The organism is Corynebacterium pseudodiphtheriticum DSM 44287 (assembly GCF_000688415.1).
GTDB classification, from domain to species: Bacteria; Actinomycetota; Actinomycetes; order Mycobacteriales; family Mycobacteriaceae; genus Corynebacterium; species Corynebacterium pseudodiphtheriticum.
The window spans coordinates 117164-134824 of record NZ_JIAH01000010.1 but is presented as its reverse complement, the minus strand read 5'-3'; the positions used below and the strand labels follow the sequence as shown (position 1 = coordinate 134824).

The 17661-nt window shown below is 56.9% G+C and carries 13 protein-coding genes; 3 read left to right on the top strand and 10 right to left on the bottom strand.

Annotated elements, in window-relative coordinates; all coding sequences use genetic code 11:
* Positions 1-846 precede the first annotated feature (846 nt).
* On the bottom strand, positions 847-2499 hold the full coding sequence (locus O146_RS0108900) for an ABC-ATPase domain-containing protein (RefSeq protein ID WP_027018248.1): 1653 nt from the start codon (positions 2497-2499) through the stop codon (positions 847-849).
* 69 nt (positions 2500-2568) lie between these two features.
* On the opposite strand from O146_RS0108900, the gene O146_RS0108895 reads away from it, so the two are divergent.
* From O146_RS0108895 to O146_RS0108885, 3 genes are all read left to right on the top strand, one after another.
* The gene (locus O146_RS0108895; protein WP_027018247.1) at positions 2569-3915 is read left to right on the top strand and encodes an MFS transporter; all 1347 of its coding nucleotides are present in this window, start codon (positions 2569-2571) and stop codon (positions 3913-3915) included.
* 619 nt (positions 3916-4534) lie between these two features.
* Positions 4535-5155: a hypothetical protein gene (locus tag O146_RS0108890; protein WP_027018246.1), complete on the top strand. Its 621-nt coding sequence runs from the start codon at positions 4535-4537 to the stop codon at positions 5153-5155.
* A gap of 106 nt (positions 5156-5261) precedes the next feature.
* Entirely contained in the window at positions 5262-5813 is a 552-nt protein-coding gene (locus O146_RS0108885) for a hypothetical protein (protein ID WP_027018245.1), read from the top strand.
* Here the strand turns inward: O146_RS0108885 and O146_RS0108880 are convergent.
* The 9 genes from O146_RS0108880 to O146_RS0108840 all read right to left on the bottom strand — a co-directional run bounded on the left by O146_RS0108880 (position 5797) and on the right by O146_RS0108840 (position 17451).
* Complete coding sequence (locus O146_RS0108880) at positions 5797-7032, bottom strand: pyridoxal phosphate-dependent aminotransferase (RefSeq protein ID WP_027018244.1); 1236 nt, start codon at positions 7030-7032, stop codon at positions 5797-5799. The genes O146_RS0108885 and O146_RS0108880 overlap by 17 nt on opposite strands.
* 21 nt (positions 7033-7053) lie before the next feature.
* Positions 7054-7713, bottom strand: a complete 660-nt coding sequence (locus tag O146_RS0108875; RefSeq protein WP_027018243.1) for a DUF1707 SHOCT-like domain-containing protein — start codon at positions 7711-7713, stop codon at positions 7054-7056.
* Positions 7714-7748: 35 nt separating this feature from the next.
* Positions 7749-9038: an ATP-binding cassette domain-containing protein gene (locus O146_RS0108870; RefSeq protein WP_027018242.1), complete on the bottom strand. Its 1290-nt coding sequence runs from the start codon at positions 9036-9038 to the stop codon at positions 7749-7751.
* On the bottom strand, positions 9029-9769 hold the full coding sequence (locus O146_RS0108865) for an energy-coupling factor transporter transmembrane component T family protein (protein WP_051619368.1): 741 nt from the start codon (positions 9767-9769) through the stop codon (positions 9029-9031). The genes O146_RS0108870 and O146_RS0108865 overlap by 10 nt, the downstream gene beginning before the upstream one ends.
* Positions 9750-10580, bottom strand: coding sequence for an ECF transporter S component (locus tag O146_RS0108860; RefSeq protein WP_244266833.1), 831 nt, complete (start codon positions 10578-10580; stop codon positions 9750-9752). The genes O146_RS0108865 and O146_RS0108860 overlap by 20 nt, the downstream gene beginning before the upstream one ends.
* Before the next feature lie 180 nt (positions 10581-10760).
* Entirely contained in the window at positions 10761-11294 is a 534-nt protein-coding gene (locus O146_RS13275; protein WP_021353211.1) for an NINE protein, read from the bottom strand.
* 137 nt (positions 11295-11431) lie between these two features.
* Positions 11432-12499, bottom strand: coding sequence for a nucleoside hydrolase (locus tag O146_RS0108850; protein WP_035000730.1), 1068 nt, complete (start codon positions 12497-12499; stop codon positions 11432-11434).
* A gap of 25 nt (positions 12500-12524) precedes the next feature.
* Positions 12525-13904, bottom strand: coding sequence for an AI-2E family transporter (locus tag O146_RS11740; protein ID WP_051619367.1), 1380 nt, complete (start codon positions 13902-13904; stop codon positions 12525-12527).
* A gap of 91 nt (positions 13905-13995) precedes the next feature.
* Positions 13996-17451, bottom strand: coding sequence for a proline dehydrogenase family protein (locus O146_RS0108840; protein WP_023018455.1), 3456 nt, complete (start codon positions 17449-17451; stop codon positions 13996-13998).
* Positions 17452-17661: the final 210 nt, after the last annotated feature.

Sequence of the window (17661 nt, the reverse complement as noted above, 5' to 3'; positions counted from 1 at the left end):
TACTGTGGAAAGAGTGCTTACACCACGCCTTTCCCCGCGCTGGCCTTGAGGGCCAATCGAGGGAAAACATTGGGAAGAAAGTCGAAAGACTGACACGTCTACGCAACCGAGTATCACACCAAGAAAACCTCTTGGAAACCAACATCCGAGGACGTCTCAACGACCTTCTGACAGTACTTAAGGCCATCGACGCTAGCTACCCCGCTTGGGCTATGACAAATTCTCAAGTGCGACGGGTAGCGCAAGAAGATCCGCGTAAAAGTTGGACCTACTTGTAGGGAAAATATTGATACTGATGGTCGTTTACCACATGGAATAGGGTCCTAGTTCATACATTTTGCCCAAAGAAAATCAGGCATAAGACCACCAGGTTACCAGTGCTCTTCGGGGTTGATACCGAAGTAGCTCTTAATCTCTCTGAGCTCTGGAACCATACTATAGAGCGTCCAGACCCCAGCCATCTCAGCATTGGATAGTCCTTGACACACATTGCAGGACGCGTGCCTCTGCTTTGGTAAGCCTTTCGTAAACTGGAGAAAGCCCGGCTCGGTGAGGTACTGATGTGAGAATTTTTCTCAGTATGTACTCAATGAGCCTGCTCAATGCCTGTGGAGAAACTGTTCTACCACCAGTCGTAGCTTCCTGGACCGCAGTGATAATCGCTTGGGGTCGCGAGCTTTATCCACATAGCCGTATAGCGAGGGAGCTACATCAACGATATGGCGCAGACCATAGGAATCGTAAAAATTGTAAAGATTGTAAAAGTTGTAAGCAGTAGTAAAAAGTTATAAAACCGGGAAGCGGGCGTGCCCGGTAAAACACACCCGCATCAGTAACCAGGATCCATTAGGCCCGCGCGCGATTAATCGCGGCCATGATTTCTAACTTGCGTGGCAACGCTAAACGTCCTGGGTGCTTTCCGGATGCGCCGCCTGGGTGTTTGCCCTTGCTGCCAGGTGTGCCGCCACCCGAAAACCGAGACACCGCATCGATTCCACCACGTTTGACCCGCTCCAACACCTCGTCGACAAGCGCAGCAGACTCACCGTGCTGGGTGCTCAAACTATCCAAAATCGCCGCAATCGCGCGGGTCTGCGAACCGTCCACCAGCTGCGATACCGCCGACAAATCAATAAAACCCTTGCCGACGCGAATGCCCGCACCCTTGGCCTGCGGCGGCTTCTTCGCACGGAAACGCTTCGCCGGTAGTGGTCGGTGTGCAGGCTTCGGAAACGGCTCCTGCTTGTCGACGGCGCGCGCCAAACCAGCCGCACGCTCCGTGATGTCATACGGATGGTAGGAATCCATGTGGATTACGGTGTCTGCGACATCAATAAACGCCGCGGAACCACCCGCAACCAGCACCGTCGATACGCCAACTTCAGCCAATCCGCGCACGCGATCAACCAGGGGAGTGATCGGTTCCTTCTCCGTCGGAATCAACTCGCGCATGCGCTCATCACGGATCATGAAATTCGTCGCGGACGTGTCCTCGTCGATCAACAACGTTGACGCCCCGGCCTCTAACGCCTCCATCAGCCCCGCGGCCTGGGAAGTAGAACCGGAGGCGTTATCCGTCGAAAAGCTCGTGGTATCCGTCTGTGCTGGCAAGTTAGAAATGAACTGCGAAATATCCACTCCCGTGATCGCGCGGCCATCCTCGGCGCGCAGGGAAGCAGCGGAATCGACGGTGATCGCAAACTCGCGGCCATCACCAGCAGCGTGGTTGTATACCCCGCGTTCCAGCGCTTTCAGCAACGTGGATTTTCCGTGATAACCGCCACCAACAATCACCGTGACACCAGCAGGAACCCCCATGCCAGCGACTTCGCGTCCCGACGGTAATTGGAACGTGGTGCGCAGAGAATCCGGTGAGCGAAACGGCACCGCCTTTTCTGCTGGGGTGTCGCGGTGGCCAGCAGCGCGCGGCAAACACGAGCCATCGCCGATAAACGCGATCAAGCCTCGGCCCGGCAGTTGTTCGCGCAGGTAGTTCTGGTCACGCTCGAGCAGCACCGCTTCGCGCAGGTCGTCGGCAGGAAAATCGAGCGCCTGGTCCAACGCAGCCGGAAGCACCTCGCACAGCAAAGCCCGTGCCTTGCGCCCCAGGATCTTGCGGCCGCGAGCTGGCAGTTGCACCTCGATGCGCAGGGTAGCGGTGCTAGAACGGATGCCGGAGCCCGCCCCGGCGTCGTCGGCAAGCACGACGCTGGCCCGGTCCAACACCTGCTGGCCCGGCTGGTCAATGTGCAAGTCGCGGTCGCCGGAAAAGGCCTGGGCAATGCGGCGCGTCAGGAAATCGCGCGCGGCCACCCCCGCCAACTCCGCAGGAATCGGGTTGGGCACGTCGACCTGCATCAGTGACGGCGGTGCAAACGGATCGGATTGCACCTTATCCACGCGCAGCCGGTATTCACCCAGCTCATAGCTGCCGTGCAATTTCTTGTAGGCGCCGTAACCAGCGCCATCGATGGAAGTCAATAAACGTGCAAGGCTCATGCGCCCCAGCCTACGTATTGGGCGGGGTGTCGTGGAAAGGCACCGAAAAACTTTCGGTATACATAAGATATGACTGCCACTACCGCGGATTCCGAAACTGACTCTGCCAGCTGCTCAGACACATCCAGCAAATCCATGATTGCCAGCTGGTTCCTCTGGAGCTGGGGCAACGCCTCGGTGTCGGCGGTGATGGTCACCTTCGTCTTCGGTACTTATCTGGCCTCCGACGTCTTCGGCCCCGACGAACGCGGCACCCAGTGGCTGACCACCGCCAACGCCATCGCCGGTATCATTATTGCGGTGACCGCCCCGGTGATTGGGCAGCGCGCGGATAAAACCGGCAGGCGCAAGCTGTGGCTCATCGTGCATACCCTGCTGGTGGTGGGGCTGATGGCGGCGTGCTTCTTCGTGCAGCCAGAACCAGGATTTCTGCTGCTCGGGGTGAGCTTGTTGGCTTCCCTGACGCTTTTCGACGAATTCGCCAACCTGAACTACAACGCCATGATCGTCGACATCGCCCGCGAGGGGAATATGGGGCGGATCTCTGGCATCGGCTGGGGCTTTGGTTATCTGGGCGGTATTGGGCTGTTGATGTTGGTGTACCTGAGCCTGATCGCGGGCGAGCCGCCGCACATTTTTGGAATTGGGGAAGACGAAGCGCTGAATATTCGCGCCGTCGCCGTGGTTTCTGCCGCCTGGTTTTTAATTTTCGCGCTGCCGCTGCTCCTTCACAAAGAAAAAACCGCAGATAAAAACACCATCGAGCACGTCAGTATTGCGCAATCTTACCGACGCCTGCTCGCCGTCATCGTTCGACTGTGGCGCGACGACCGCAACACCTTCTGGTTCCTGGTGTCCTCGGCGATCTACCGCGATGGCCTTTCTGCAGTTTTCGCCTATGGCGCGATCCTGGGCACCACGCTGTACGGCATTTCGCCTGCGAACGTCATCATTTTCGGCATCGCGGGAAACGTGATCTCTGCGCTCGGGGCGTTTTTGGGTGGCTGGTTGGACGACCGGCTGGGGCCTAAATTCGTGATCAGTGCGAGTCTTTGGGCGCTTTTGGCGACGGCCGTGGTGCTGCTCATTTTTAGTGAAGAGCGTGGACCGATCACTCCGACGCTCGCATTCTGGATTTTTGGTCTTGGACTTTGTTTGTTCGTTGGGCCTGCCCAGGCGTCGTCGCGTGGATTTATTGGGCGAATTGCCCCACCAGAAAAAGCCGGGGAATTATTCGGCCTGTACGCCACGGCTGGGCGCAGCGTGTCGTTTCTCGCGCCGGTGTTGATCAGTATCTTTTTGGCGGTATTGCACAGTAATATCGCGATTATTTTCGCGATTGCGACGATCCTGGCCGTCGGCCTGGCGCTGCTGTATAAGGTGGATAACCCGCGTGAACACGCACGGGTTGTATAAGAGGTACGCGGGAGATGGATTTTCACTGTTAACCATCCCTAATTGCGAGACTACTTGTGAATAATGGGGGTAGTCAGGGGTGTTGTTTTTGGTTTTATTGATTGTTTTTGTTGAAAGGTATTGCTATCTGAATAGAAAGCTTTACTATGATCTTAATCATTAGAATAGAAGAAAGTAGTTTGAGCCATGTTAAACGTTTTTCGACGCAGAATAGTTTCGGCTGTGGCTGTCTGGGTATTGTGTTTCGGTGGTGTGGTTTCTCCCGCTGCTGTGGGGCACGTGCCTCGCGTGCTTGTGTGATTGATCGTTATAGTGGTGAGGATTTTGGTGGGGTGTCTATTCCACGGCATTATGAGTACTGGGGATGCCATAAACCATGGAAGTATATGCAATGGGACAATTGGGCGCGACATGATTATTGTATGGATACAGCAGATCTAAAAGGCACGTCTTATAGAGGGTGTTACGTAGATTTATTTTCGAATATGAATAAAATTTGTAACGCAAATTATGGTGGGGCACCAATCCGGAAATACGATTGTCAGACCGCTAGAGATCTATATTTTATTGCTGTAGATACTAAAAATTGATATATTTACCGGGAAAGGAACGTCAATTAATGACTCTCAATGCCTATGTTCATGTAGGTTGGGATGGGTATCGATTAATACTAGATCATATTGAGAACTTTAATTTACAGTTTTTCTTGATTTTGTCGGGTATATTTCTTTTGCTACCTATGTCCGTAGGAGTCGCTGTAGGATATGCACTCTTTCAAGAGTTGCCTTCAGATGAATTGAAAAACTATTCATATTGGGAAGGCTTTGCAAAAGTCTTAAAATCTGGCGTGCCAGGTTATTGTGTGGGACTTATTTTACCTTTTGCTTGGTTAAGTTGGTCTGGGTATGTAGAAAATAATATGCCCCGTATCGGCCCCCCGGGTGAATATTCGTATTGGCAAGCATTCGGGCTAGTTGGGACTGCAATAATTATCTCGGTAATACTTAATCTTAAGAACCGTCTTTTGCTCGTACCTGGGATAACTGTGCCATTGGGAATTACGATGGGAATGGCTACAGTGTTCGTTGTTATTGAATCTACTGTGCCCGACAATATTAGCGGTTTAGCAACGGCTTACACTTCTGTTGTTGGCACTCTAATTTTAATAGTGGTCAATCTCCCTCTTTCGATATGGAAGTTTCGCAAAAACAAGCCAAGAATAGAGGGTAACGCCCAGTGAAACTACTATGCTATTGGCGGGCAACGCCAATTTACGCACGTGAGTCATATTTCGCGGTGGTTAATCTTGCTCAGCGTGATAACCTTTAGCAAAGTTTGAGGACAAAATGGACTTTCACGTAGAACGATTTATCAATATCGCAGGATTTGCGGTTGTTTTGCCTACTGCAGCTGCTTTGTTGGCGTTATATCTTGCTTTCCGTTTCTCTGTAGAAAACCGAAATATCATAGACCAACTGAAATGGCCGTTTTCCGTATTTTTATTGAGCCGTTGGTTCGCTGGTTTTATTGTGGGGCCTGTGCTTGCTGCAGCCTGGTTAAGCTGGTCGGCTAGCCCAGGTTTAGAAGGAGCGGGATCTTTTCCGGGAACCTATCCGTACTGGCAGATTGCGCTGTGCATTCTGAGCGTAGGGGGAGTATCCATCATGATTAACATGTGGTGCGCGATCCCCCTATTGGGTGGTTTCCTCGCACCGCTTGCGATGTCATCGGGAATTGCTTTCGGCGAAGCGTATTTGGAATCATTCGGAGCGGCAAGCCAACAAGGTATCGGCACCGTGATGGCTTTTGTTGGCTCATTTATCGGTTTGCTGGTCCTCAATTTCCCGGTAGCGATCTGGCGGGACAAGCGAAAGAACCATGCTACTGCCGATAACTAGCTAAGAAATTACCCAAGCGCTCAATCGCATTCTCGAGCTGTGAAGCCCACGGCAGTGTGACCACGCGGAAGTGGTCCGGGTGCGGCCAGTTAAACCCTGTGCCCTGCACCATCAGAATTTTTTCTTGTTTCAAAATATCCAGCATCAGCTTCGCGTCGTCATGAATCTCATGCACATTAGGGTCCAACCTCGGGAAGCAATACAGCGCGCCCTTTGGCTTGACGACGGACACGCCCGGGATTTCACTGAGCTTTTCATAAGCGATATCCCGTTGCTTCAACAACCGCCCGCCCTGGCCGGTCAATTGGTAAATCGATTGCTGCCCACCGAGTGCCACCTGAATCGCGTGCTGCGCTGGCACATTCGGGCACAAACGCGTACCCGCCAGCATCTCCAAGCCTTCGATCAAACCAGCAGCATTCCGCTTCGGCCCCGTGATCACCATCCAGCCTGCACGGTAGCCGGCCACACGGTAAGCCTTCGACAAACCATTAAAAGTAATGCACACCAGATCCGGTGCCAAGGACGCGGTGGAAATGTGCTTCGCGTCGTCGTAAAGAATCCGGTCGTAAATCTCGTCGGAAAGCAACAACAGCTGGTGCTCGCGGGCAATATCAACCAGCTGCTGCAGCACCTCACGCGAATACACCGCGCCCGTGGGGTTATTCGGGTTGATGATCACCAGCGCCTTGGTTTTCGGGGTGATCTTGGACTTCAGATCTTCAATATCCGGGTTCCAGCCGTCGTCCTCATTGCCCAAATAATGCACCGGAACACCGCCGGCCAGGGAGGTGGCCGCAGACCACAAAGGATAATCTGGGGCCGGGATTAGTACCTCGTCGCCGTCGTTCAGCAGCGCCTGGGTGGTCATGGTGATCAGCTCAGAAACCCCGTTGCCCAAAAAGACATCGTCAATATCGAACGTTGGGAAATCCTCCAACTCGTAGCGAGTGACGATCGCCCGGCGCGCCGGAACAATGCCCTTTGAGGTGGAATAACCCTGCGCGGTGGGCAGCGCGGAAATCATATCCCGCATGATCACATCCGGGGCATCAAAACCGAACGTTGCCGGGTTACCCGTGTTCAGTTTCAGGATGCGGTGGCCGTCGGCCTCCATGCGCTCGGCTAAATCCGCGACCGGGCCGCGGATCGCGTAGGCCATATTCTTGATCTTGTCGGATTGATCAAAAATGCGCGCAGGGTGACGTGGATGACTCATTCCTCTATCTTGCCAAAAACGCTAACGGTTTTTCCATTTGTTCAACTGTTCCCGCGCCATGTTCATCGCATCCCCGCTCAACTCCGCAGCCTGCGCCCGACGCTCCGCCCACTGCTGGCGCGTCAACTCCTTTTGCTCTGCGCGACGCCCAGCTTCTGCAGCGCGGATTTCTTTGCGACGCTGCCGCTCCAACTGCGCCGGTGACGGGCGGTGCCAGGAATCCGGGCCGATCTGCATGACATACAGTGCGATCCAAATTGCCGGAACCACGAATGCGCTCAGCATCGCTAAGCCTCCGAACAACATCGCGGTGCCGGTGCTTCCCGCCTCGAAGGCCAACGCGACGAAGCCCGGAAACGCGATCATGCCCGCCAGGGACGTCAGAATCGACGTGCCCAGCCGCGGCTTCTTCGCGGCCTCCCGTGCGCGCTGCACCTGGGATTCGGAATAGTACTTTTCCACGGCGCCGCCGGTGGCTTGCTGCGTAAACGGGATATCCACGAATACCTGATCCAGGTCACGCTGGTATTGCGCCTGGGCGACGGCCGCGCACCGGTCATCGAATTCGTCGATCTGCAAACGGCCTTCCGCCAGCGCGTGTCCCAGGGCGTTCATCGCCTGGTCGCGGTCTGCATCGGACAGGCGCATCGACGCATCACTCTGATTGAACGGGGTGCTCATACCGCCATCTTAGCCGGATACCCTAACCCTATGCCCTAGCCGGATGCTCGCCCAATTTTTGCTTCAGTAACTTCAGCGTACGTTGCCACATCCTGCAACAACGAGGGATCGTGGCAGGTCATGATCACCGACGCTCCACCGGACAAACACTCGTGCAACAGCGCATGCAGCCGCCTGCGATCAGCTGGGGTGAGTCCCACATCCGGTTCATCGAGCAACACCACCTGCCGACGCTGCGCGATCACCGCGGCCACCTGCAGCAAGCGCAGTTGTGACGGGCTGAGATCCAACGGGTGGGTATCGCCGGTGAGCTCTGGGGAAGGGTGCGTGGTGGTGTCCGGGCGGGGGCTGATGATTTTCCAGAGTGTGTCGTCGTCCAGCATGGCGCTTGCCGACGCATCCAGCACCTGCGCTGCCGGATCCTGCAAAGCCAGCGAGACCGTTGCTTTGGTATTGGGCGCGGCGTGGGCATCTGGGTTGGTGTCTGGGCTGGTGTGGGGGTTGGTATCTGTGCTGATGCCAGCGAGTTGCCGCAGCAAGGTGGTTTTTCCGGCGCCATTATCCCCGCGTAACCAGCACACCGCACCGGCACGAGCCTGAAGATCCACCGGCGCACCGGAAAACTCGCGTGCGGGATTACTGGTTTTCGCAAACTGCCACCAGCGCCGCTTTGGTGTGCGACGACGGGCGCGGATTCCGGACCACTCCGCGACGATGGCGCCGGGTGCAATCCGAGCCAGGCCCAGGCTGCTGCGATCTGCGGCGTGCCGATAATCCAAGCACAACACCATCCCAGCGCCGCTTTCGGCGAAGTTGCGCAACGCAACCATAACCGCTCGGGCCGAATCCGGATCCAGCCCGGCGGTGGGCTCGCAGGTGATGATGATATCCGGGCGGGCAGCTAAAAAGCTGGCCACCAACATCCGCCGGGTCTGCCCACCCGAGAGCTGCGCAGGGTGGGTGTGCGCGAACTCTTCGAGCCCGAGCTGGTGCAAAATTTCTCGACAGCGTGGTTCCATGTCTGCAGCTGCAATCCCCTGCTGCTCCATGGGCTGCGCGATTTCTTCGATGACCGTGCCGCGCTGGTGTGAGACCACCGAGCCGATTTCATAACCCAGCACCACAACACGGGGAGCCGGTGCAGGTTCGCCGCGCAGAAATTCGTAATAAGCGTGGGCGATCTGCCAGGCATCATTGCTTGCGGTGTCATTGGTTTTGGCACCGTGCTTTTCGGCGCCGCGGTCGTCGGCACTGTGGTCGTCGGCAAGCATGATGTGGCTAAATTTTTCGGTGCAGACCTGGCGGTGTAGCGCGTTTATATCCATGCGAGCACCACCAACCCGATGGCTGCGGCGGGGAAGATGAGTCGCAATAAGATCTCCCAGCGGTGTGCGCGGACCGGGTAAAGCACAGTCCGCCGGCCAGATGCGTCGTACCCCATGCCCTGAAGAGCGATTCCACGGTCGGCACCCCGGGTTAAAAGACGGGTGATCACGGGAATGATCATGCGGGGAATCACGGTGGTGAGGGCGACTTTGCGCCCAGCCAGGCGGTTGGCGGTGGCGACTTCGCTGATTAAAGCGCTGGCCTGCGGGAGCAGCTGTAAGGAGGCGCCCAAAACATAGACGACGGAATGGTGCAGGCCGAGGTGCTGGAGAGCTTTGAGCAGATCCGGGATGTGCACATTCGCCATGGCCGCCAGCAGGGCAGTCATGAGCGCGCAGAAGCGCAGCGCGAGTTCACCTGCGGTAACCAGCCCGTCGGAGGTGAGCAACGGTGCGATCTGGTGTTCGCCGTGCGGGGCGTGCACCAGCAGCATCGACAACCCCGCGGGAATGGATAACGCGATGGACGTCGCCGGGACTGCTAAGCTGCGCGAGCCCGCAATACCCGCGAGCCAACCGAAGGCAATGATCGCGGCATGCAGCAGCGGCCAGGAAATAGACAATGCAGCCACCCACGCGGATACGCCAATAATGATGACCGTGAGCGGGTGCAAAAAATGCACTGGCTTGCCGACGGGCACCTGAGCCGTACTAGCTGTGCTCAGCTTCATCGCGGTGTTGCGGCGGAAGCAGCTGGCGCAGGGTGCGCTTCGGCAAGGCCTTCCAGGCGGCCCAGACAATGAGCAGCACCAAAATCTTATCCAGCGGGTCCGAGATGAACGACTGTAACGTCACCGACGCCAACAGCGACTGGCCCATCTCGCGGAACAAGGACACCACCGCGCCGGTACCCACACCCGCGGTACCGCCGTAGACGAAGGCCGCGACGGGTGCGGCGATCGCACCAGCGATAATTCCGATGATCGCACCAGAGACAATCAGGCGCCATAGCTGGCGGAATGCCCCGAATTTGTGGATGGCCACACCGGACATCCAGCCGACTGCAGCCGAACCCGCTGCGAATGGCAGGGCAGCAGGGGTAAGCAAAGCCCAGATGAGGTTGCTGAGAGCGCCCGTCGCCAAGCCCGCATATGGCCCGGCGAGAGCCGCGATGAGCACCGTGCCGACGGCATCGAGGTACAGCGGAATACCAGAAGCGCCGATGATCTGGCCGACGAGAATATTAAGCACCAACGCCACCGGAATGATCGCGAGTGTGCGCGCCGGGATATACGGCACGGTGGAAATCAGCAGCAAAACAGTGCCCAGCAAGTATCCGCCCATGGTGAACAACGCGGCGGTGGAGCCGACAGATTCCCATTCCGTCGGGCGCGCAAAGACTAGGATCAGCCAGGTTGCGGCAATGGCGGCGACACCCAACCAGCGCAGGATCAGTGCGTTACGAGTGGGACTGACAGAGGAGCGGGAAGAGGAGCGGGCCGAGGGCTGGGAAGATGAGGACGAAGATTTCGCAGGTGACATGAATACTCGTTTCTAGCGGATCAACTTTTAGCGGATCAACAATGCACAGGCTGCGGTGGGCCGATGCTTTTTACACACGCAAATCCGCCTGGTGTCCCTATGTCACCTCGGGAGGGCGGACAACAAATCGTGCCGAAGGACGACTTGATCGTGCAACAGTGTAGCGGTTCCTAGCGAGAACTAGTCCAGCGGCACGCCATTATTATCAGTGCCGTAGCCACCGCTGCGGGTCAGAATGAGAATAAACTCCACGAACACCCAGAGATGCAGAGCCAAGAGCACCGGGATGCCGATCAAAATAATTGCTGTTGCATAGCCCATCACGAGCATCACCAACTGGATAATACCCTTTTGCTTATTACCCAGGTAGAAATTGTGTACGCCGAGCGTGCCTAAGAAAAAGGCCAAAAGCGCGGACAACAACATAGATTTTTGCTTGTACCCAGGGTACGGCAGCTGCGGATCACCATACTGGATATTCTGCTGCATACCTTGGCCTTGGTAGCCATAGTTGTTGTGCTGTGCAGGGCTGTACTGTCCAGCATCATGCGCGGAATAGTCCCCAGCATAGCTCCCAGCATTGTTAGTAGTATCGAAAGAATAACCGGAATTGTTCGAGTATTTCGAATAATCCTGCTTCGGCAGCCCGTCGTTATCGTAGGCGCTGTATTTGTTGTATCCGTGCTCGTTGTGGCCGTGATCCTGCGAGTTCATGCAACCAAGTGTAGAGCACGTTGTGGACTGCGGCAGCAGTGAACTTGGTGAGCTTATTTATGCTGGTCGGCAGGGTTCGGCCGGCGTGGTTCCGGGCGTCAGGGGTTGCGCCCCCCTATAGCGAATTCCCCGTGCCGCTAGCGCAGGTAACCCGCGGCCAGTCGTGCGGCACGGTTAAGCTCGGCGAAAGCAGCCGAAATATCTGCCTCACGGATCACTCGAGCGTTGGGATCCCGGCCCCAATGGTTTTTAAAATCCGCGACGCTGGTGCCACGGAACAGCTCGGATTCCGCCTCGACAGCCACGCGCGTTTTCGTGCTGATGGTATCTACTGCACCCACAGCGATCATGACCGTGAGCAAATCATGAATCTGTGCCTGGTAGCCTTCGCCGACGCCATCGTGAAATTCAAAATAAAACCGTGTGATTTCTTCAAACAGTCCAGACCACGTGGTGCCGGGCATCTGATTTTGTAGCTCCCGCAGCCGTGCCGGGGTGAGCAGCATCTGCTCGGTAACGCCCAAGGAACACAGGGTGACCGGGACGGGGGCAACCTCGAATAACTTTTGTGCCGCGTGGGGGTCGACCCAGAAATTCCACTCGGCAGTCGGGGTCGTATTACCGGGATAATTAAGAGAACCACCCATCACCGTGATGGCAGAAAACCTCGCGAACAGCTCTGGGTGCTCCTGCGCAAATATTGCGGCATTGGTGGCAGGGCCGGTAACGACCAGGTGGACGTCGTCATGCGTACGTAGCGCATGCTCCCAGACTTCCTGCCACTGTGAGCCCAAGCGCACCCCGTGGCCAGGAGTATCACTGTCCGCGGTCCCCGGCCAGGTGCTGGTGGCATAACCCAAACCGGTCAGGCCGTGGGTTTCCGGGGTGGTCTCTAGCTCGACCTTCAGCGGGGTGGGATGGCCCATAGCAACAGGGACTAGGGAGATTGCGGCCGCATGCATTGACGTTGCACCTGCTGGCGCACCCCGAGGTGCAGTGGGCGTGCAGTGGCCAAGCACCCACGCGGCATTACGGGCAGTGTTTTCTACCGTTGTGTTTCCGGCGGTGGTGGTCACCCCGACCAGATTGATTTCGCGTGCATGGTGCAGTGCAGACAGATAAAACAGCGCGTAGGCATCATCGATACCAGGATCGCAGTCGAGGAGAATCGTCGGCAGGCCAGAACGAGATGCATGAGTTGTCATGGTGCCGAGCTTAACTGCTTAGTGGCTAGTTGTTGGTTGCTTGGCGGGTCTTGCGCGCACGAGTAACCATATCCGTGAGCGCTTGTTTCACTTTGACAAAGGCAGATAGCGACGACTTCGCATCCTCGTCGTCCTCACTCGAGGCAATTTCAATGTCGTCGATGGTCAGGTCACCGGCGCGCAGCCCCACCATCTCCGAGTGGTAACGCATAATCACCGCGACGGTAGCGGCAATTGGCACTGCCAAGAACGCACCAATAATGCCAGCTAGAGCAGAACCCAAAGTGATAGACAGCAACACGATTGCGGCGTGCAGCCCCATCGAACGCGACTGCAGTACTGGCTGCAAAATATTGCTTTCCAGCTGCTGCACCAAAATAATCAAGCCCAAAACCAGCAGAGCATTGGTCAAACCATTGGACACCAGTGCGATTATGACGGCTAAGGTACCGGCAGTAATAGCGCCGATGATGGGGATGAAGCCAGCGAAGAATGTAATTGTCGCTAATACAAATGCCAGTGGCACATTCAGGATCCACAAGCCCAAACCGATGAAGATGGCATCGACGAACGAAACCACCGCCTGGGTGCGGAGGAAACCTGCGAGGGTATTCCAGACGCGGGTCAGTAACTCCGTGGCATGCCAGCCGATATCGTGGCCGGTGTATTGGCGCAGCCACGGCAGGAACTTCGAACCGTCTTTGAGGAAAAAGAACGTCAGTACAAACATGATCACGATGGTGATTACCAGCGTGCCGGCCACCGAGACGCCCGAGACCAGGCCCGAAGCGATAGTGCCAGACTGATTGCGCAAGAATTTCACAATGCTATCGGAAAATTCCGAAACCTTGCTGACGTCTACCTCAAATGGCAGCCGGTCCGTCATGGACAGCAGTTCGCGCGCGCCATTTTCCGCCTCATTGACCAGCGCAGAGCCCTGGGAACGGATGGTCGGGCCCATCGCGGCAAAAATTCCGACGACTGCACCGATAGAACCCAATAACGTGGTTAAAGCGGCTATTGCAGGCGGAAACTTCGCCGCCTTCAGCAGCTTCGCCACTGGTGCCAGCAAGGACGTCACCAAAACTGCCAGAATCGCGGGAAGGATCGCTCGCCAGGCGAAGTACACGATGACCAGAGCCAGCGCCAGGGCAGCGATAGAGATAATCATCCGCCATGCCCATGCCGCCATAGTTTTCCCATCACGTGCCCAAATGACAGAGCGGTCTACATCCTCGACTATCACAGGGGTTTTCCGGTCTGGCGTAATATTGCTCAGCCCGGGCTCCGGTGCCGCGCCATCATTCGCGGTGATTTGGTTGGCCGGGCTGGCAGGGCGTGATGCCATTTCGGCTGGTTGGCCTTCGCTGCTGGCACTGGCAGAAGCGTCATCGTGGTTAGTCACAACGTTGACTATAACTTACTAGGGCAAACAAAAACGCCCCGGAGGGTACCGGGGCGTTGCGAAGTCTACGCAGCTAACTTAGCGCGTGAACTTAACGCTGGATGTGGCCGGTTGGGCGGACGATGCCGAAGCGGTGCATCGTCACAGACACAGCCTGCTCCAGCAGGTAAGGAAGCAGCTCGCGACGGCCGTCGGCAAGAACTTCCCAGTCAATGATGACCGACTCGGACTTCACGGCCGCACGGTAAGCCTCTGGCTCTACCTCACCGATAGCACGCACGCGGGTCGATGGCACACCGCCGAGCTCAGCAGCGAACTCATTGGTGTTAGCGACCTGGCATTCGAAGCCCATGTCTTGCAGCTCTTCGGCGATCTCGCGGGTTGCAGACATGTTCAGCTTCACGCCGGTGATCTCGGAAGCCAGGATCTGGCGTGCTACCTCGCGTGGCTTGTAGCCCTTGCCGACGCGCACGCGCAGGCGCTCCCAGAATGGGCGGTAGCGGAAGATATTGGCCTCCGATACCAGACCGGTGTAGTCGTTGGAGCGGCCGAACTCGTTGTGCCAGTTCTTGGCATCCAGCTCGGCAGCGCGCCACAGCCAGTTGATGTCGTCGTCAGACAGCTGGGAGTCCAAGCGCTCGGACAGGTCCTTGAGCAGACGGGTGATTCGTGGGGAGATTTCCACCTTGTGGTGTTCCAGCTTGCCCTCGGACCAGGTACCGAACTGACGAACGTAGTTTGGTCCACCAGCCTTCGCGCCAGGTCCCAGCACGGAGTTCTTCCAACCACCGAAGGACTGACGCTGCACGATAGCGCCGGTGATGCCGCGGTTGACATAAGCGTTACCAACCTCGACGTTTTCCATCCAGTACTCGACTTCGTCGTCGTTCAGCGAGTGGATGCCGCCGGTCAGGCCATAGCCAGTGGAGTTCTGCCATTCGATGGCTTCTTCCAGGGTCTCGGCGTACATGATGCCCAGGACTGGACCGAAGCACTCGTTCTGGTGGTACCAGGAACCTGGCTGCACGTTGTCCCGGATACCAGGCGACCACAGGGTGCCTTCTTCGTTCAGCTTCTCTGGTTTCAGCAGCCACTTCTCACCAGGCTCCAAGTAGGTCAGGCCGCGGTAGAGCTTCTCGGTTGGCTCTTCGACCAGACCGTTCATGGTGACGGAGATGTCAGTGCCGAAGCCTGGCTTCAGAGTCTTGACGGCGTCGACCAGCTGGTTCTTAACGCGGTCGGAATCCTTCAACGAACCAACCAGGATCGCCAGCGAGGATGCCGAGCACTTCTGACCGGAGTGACCGAAGGCGGACTTGTAGAGATCTTGTACAGCCAAGTCTGGGTCGCAGGCCGGGGTAATGATCATGGCGTTCTTACCGGAAGTCTCGGCGTAGATGTTCATCTCCGGCTTCCAGGAACGGAACAGCGCACCGGTATCGGAGGCGCCGGTCAAAACGACAGCATCCGTCTTGTCGTTCGAGATCAGGTGCTTACCAGCTTCGCCCTCGTCGGCGTTGACCAGCTGTACCAGGTCAGGGTTCTGGCCAGCGGCTTCCAGGCCGGCGCGCACGGCGTCGACGGCGACCTTTGCACAGTGCACTACCTGCGGAGCAGGCTTGATGATGACCGCGGAACCAGCAGCCAGAGCAGCGGTAATACCGCCGACTGGGATCGCGATTGGGAAGTTCCATGGCGGAACGATGACGGTCAGCTTGTTCGGGGTGAATACCGACTGGGTGCGATCCAGCGCGATAGCCTGCTGGCCGTAGTACGTAGCGAAGTCGATGGCCTCAGAGATTTCTGGGTCCGTCTGATCGACGGCCTTGCCAGCTTCCCACGCAGCGACGGAAATCAGCTTGCCACGGGCTTTTGCCAGCTCATCGCCGACGGAGTTCAGGACCTCGCAGCGCTCAGCGCCGGATAGGGCTGCCCAGTCGTCGGCAAGACCCACTGCGGTGTTGATGGCCTCATCAACCTCGGAGGTTTCGGTGACGGACTTGACGCCGTGCTCGCCTGGGTTGGACGCCAAAGCTTCCAAAGCCCATTCGCGGTTCGCGCGCAGAGATGGGTCGGTGTCTGGCTCGTTGATGAAACGGCCAGTGTTCGGGGTTTGGCGGCCGGTTTCATTGTTGCGGTCCTGCTGACGACGCTGGCCAGCGAAGGTCTTCCAACGATCACGCACGGAGGCATGGAAGCGTTCCTGCTGATCTTGCATTGGGGTTTTGCCCTTGTCGCTGGCTTCGTCCGGCGCGAACAGAGCATAGAGGAAGTTCTGCGATTCGGCGTTTTCTTCCAGACGACGCACCAGGTAAGACACGGCAACGTCGAAGTCTTTCATGTGCACAACTGGGGTGTACAGGATCTGGCGACCGACGACGTCGTGGACAGCCTTGGCCTGTGCTGGGGACATGCCAGCCAGCATCTCGGCATCGATCTGGCGGGATACGCCACGCTTCTCGGCTAGTTCTACGGCCAAGCCCATGGTGAATAGGTTGTGGGAAGCGACACCAATGCGGATGGCGTCGGCATATTCCTCACGCAGGATGTAGTCCAGCAGACGGATGTAGTTGGCATCGACTTCTGCCTTGGACAGGTAAGGGGCCAGTGGCCAGCCGTGTACCTCGGACTCAACGCGCTCCAGCGACAGGTTGGCGCCTTTGACGATGCGCACCTTGATCGGAGCACCACCGTTTTTCACGCGCTCAACTGCGAATTCTGCAAGTTCCTGCAAAGCTTCGAAAGCATCCGGCAAGTATGCCTGGACGACGATGCCAGCCTCCAGGTTTTTGAACTCGTCTTCGGAAAGGAGTTCCTTGAACAAGCGGATGGTCAGGTGGAGGTCGTGGTATTCCTCCATGTCCAGGTTGATGAAGACCTGCGGCTTGCGGCTAATGGCCTCGCGGTACATCGGACGCAGACGGTCCTTCAATCGCTCCACGGAACCATCGTGATCCCAGTGGTTCAGCTGGGCACACAGCGAAGAAGCCTTGACCGAAACGTAGGTAACGCGTGGGTTGCGTACCAATTCCATGGTGCGGTCAAAACGGGACTTGGCTTCTTCTTCACCCAGTACGGCTTCGCCCAGCAGGTTCAGGTTCAGATCCTGGCCGCGCTCAGCTGCGTCGTCCAGCATCTTGTTCAGGGCGTCGGACTCTGCATCCAACACCAGGTGGCCGACCATCTGGCGCATGCGGCGACGAGCGACCGGCATAACCAGGTTAGGCAGGATTGGGCCGAAAAAGCCGCCGGCGCCGACCATGAGGGCGTCGATCTTGCTCAGGAATTCTGGGGATTCTGCCAGCTCAGCCAGTGCTTCTGCGGCTACCTTATTGTCTTCTGGGCGCATGACGCGGTCGACGAAGTCCATGGTGAAGCTGACACCATCCGGGTCACGCACCATGTCTGCGAGCTGCTCAGTGGAACGCGAGGATTCGCCCTTGGTGACCTTCAGCCACTCATGCGCGCGCTCTACTGCAGCGTCGACGCAAGCCTCGACGTCTTGGCTGTCTTGTGGGGGAGTATAAGCAGTCTTGTTAGCTGTCATTATTTATCCTTCTCAGGTGTTGAGTCTCAATCGGCCCCAGAAGCGCCAAGAAATCAGGCTGACTTCGGGCGCTCGTGCGTATTTGAGAAGCGTTAATGCTCAGAAAATATGGCATTTAGATATGCCACCTATCGGCTACTCTACTCACACTTCTGACTGTGATGGGAATTTTAGAAACGTGTGATTTTTCACCCTTTTTTCTGGGTTTCG

Excerpts from the sequence above, each read along its gene's own strand:
- O146_RS0108895 (WP_027018247.1), top strand. The coding sequence starts at position 2,569 with ATGACTGCCACTACCGCGGATTCCGAAACTGACTCTGCCAGCTGCTCA.
- O146_RS0108850 (WP_035000730.1), bottom strand. The coding sequence starts at position 12,499 with ATGACAACTCATGCATCTCGTTCTGGCCTGCCGACGATTCTCCTCGAC.
- O146_RS0108885 (WP_027018245.1), top strand. The coding sequence starts at position 5,262 with ATGGACTTTCACGTAGAACGATTTATCAATATCGCAGGATTTGCGGTT.
- O146_RS0108890 (WP_027018246.1), top strand. The coding sequence starts at position 4,535 with ATGACTCTCAATGCCTATGTTCATGTAGGTTGGGATGGGTATCGATTA.
- O146_RS0108880 (WP_027018244.1), bottom strand. The coding sequence starts at position 7,032 with ATGAGTCATCCACGTCACCCTGCGCGCATTTTTGATCAATCCGACAAG.
- O146_RS0108900 (WP_027018248.1), bottom strand. The coding sequence starts at position 2,499 with ATGAGCCTTGCACGTTTATTGACTTCCATCGATGGCGCTGGTTACGGC.
- O146_RS13275 (WP_021353211.1), bottom strand. The coding sequence starts at position 11,294 with ATGAACTCGCAGGATCACGGCCACAACGAGCACGGATACAACAAATAC.
- O146_RS0108860 (WP_244266833.1), bottom strand. The coding sequence starts at position 10,580 with ATGTCACCTGCGAAATCTTCGTCCTCATCTTCCCAGCCCTCGGCCCGC.
- O146_RS0108870 (WP_027018242.1), bottom strand. The coding sequence starts at position 9,038 with ATGGATATAAACGCGCTACACCGCCAGGTCTGCACCGAAAAATTTAGC.
- O146_RS0108865 (WP_051619368.1), bottom strand. The coding sequence starts at position 9,769 with ATGAAGCTGAGCACAGCTAGTACGGCTCAGGTGCCCGTCGGCAAGCCA.
- O146_RS0108875 (WP_027018243.1), bottom strand. The coding sequence starts at position 7,713 with ATGAGCACCCCGTTCAATCAGAGTGATGCGTCGATGCGCCTGTCCGAT.
- O146_RS0108840 (WP_023018455.1), bottom strand. The coding sequence starts at position 17,451 with ATGACAGCTAACAAGACTGCTTATACTCCCCCACAAGACAGCCAAGAC.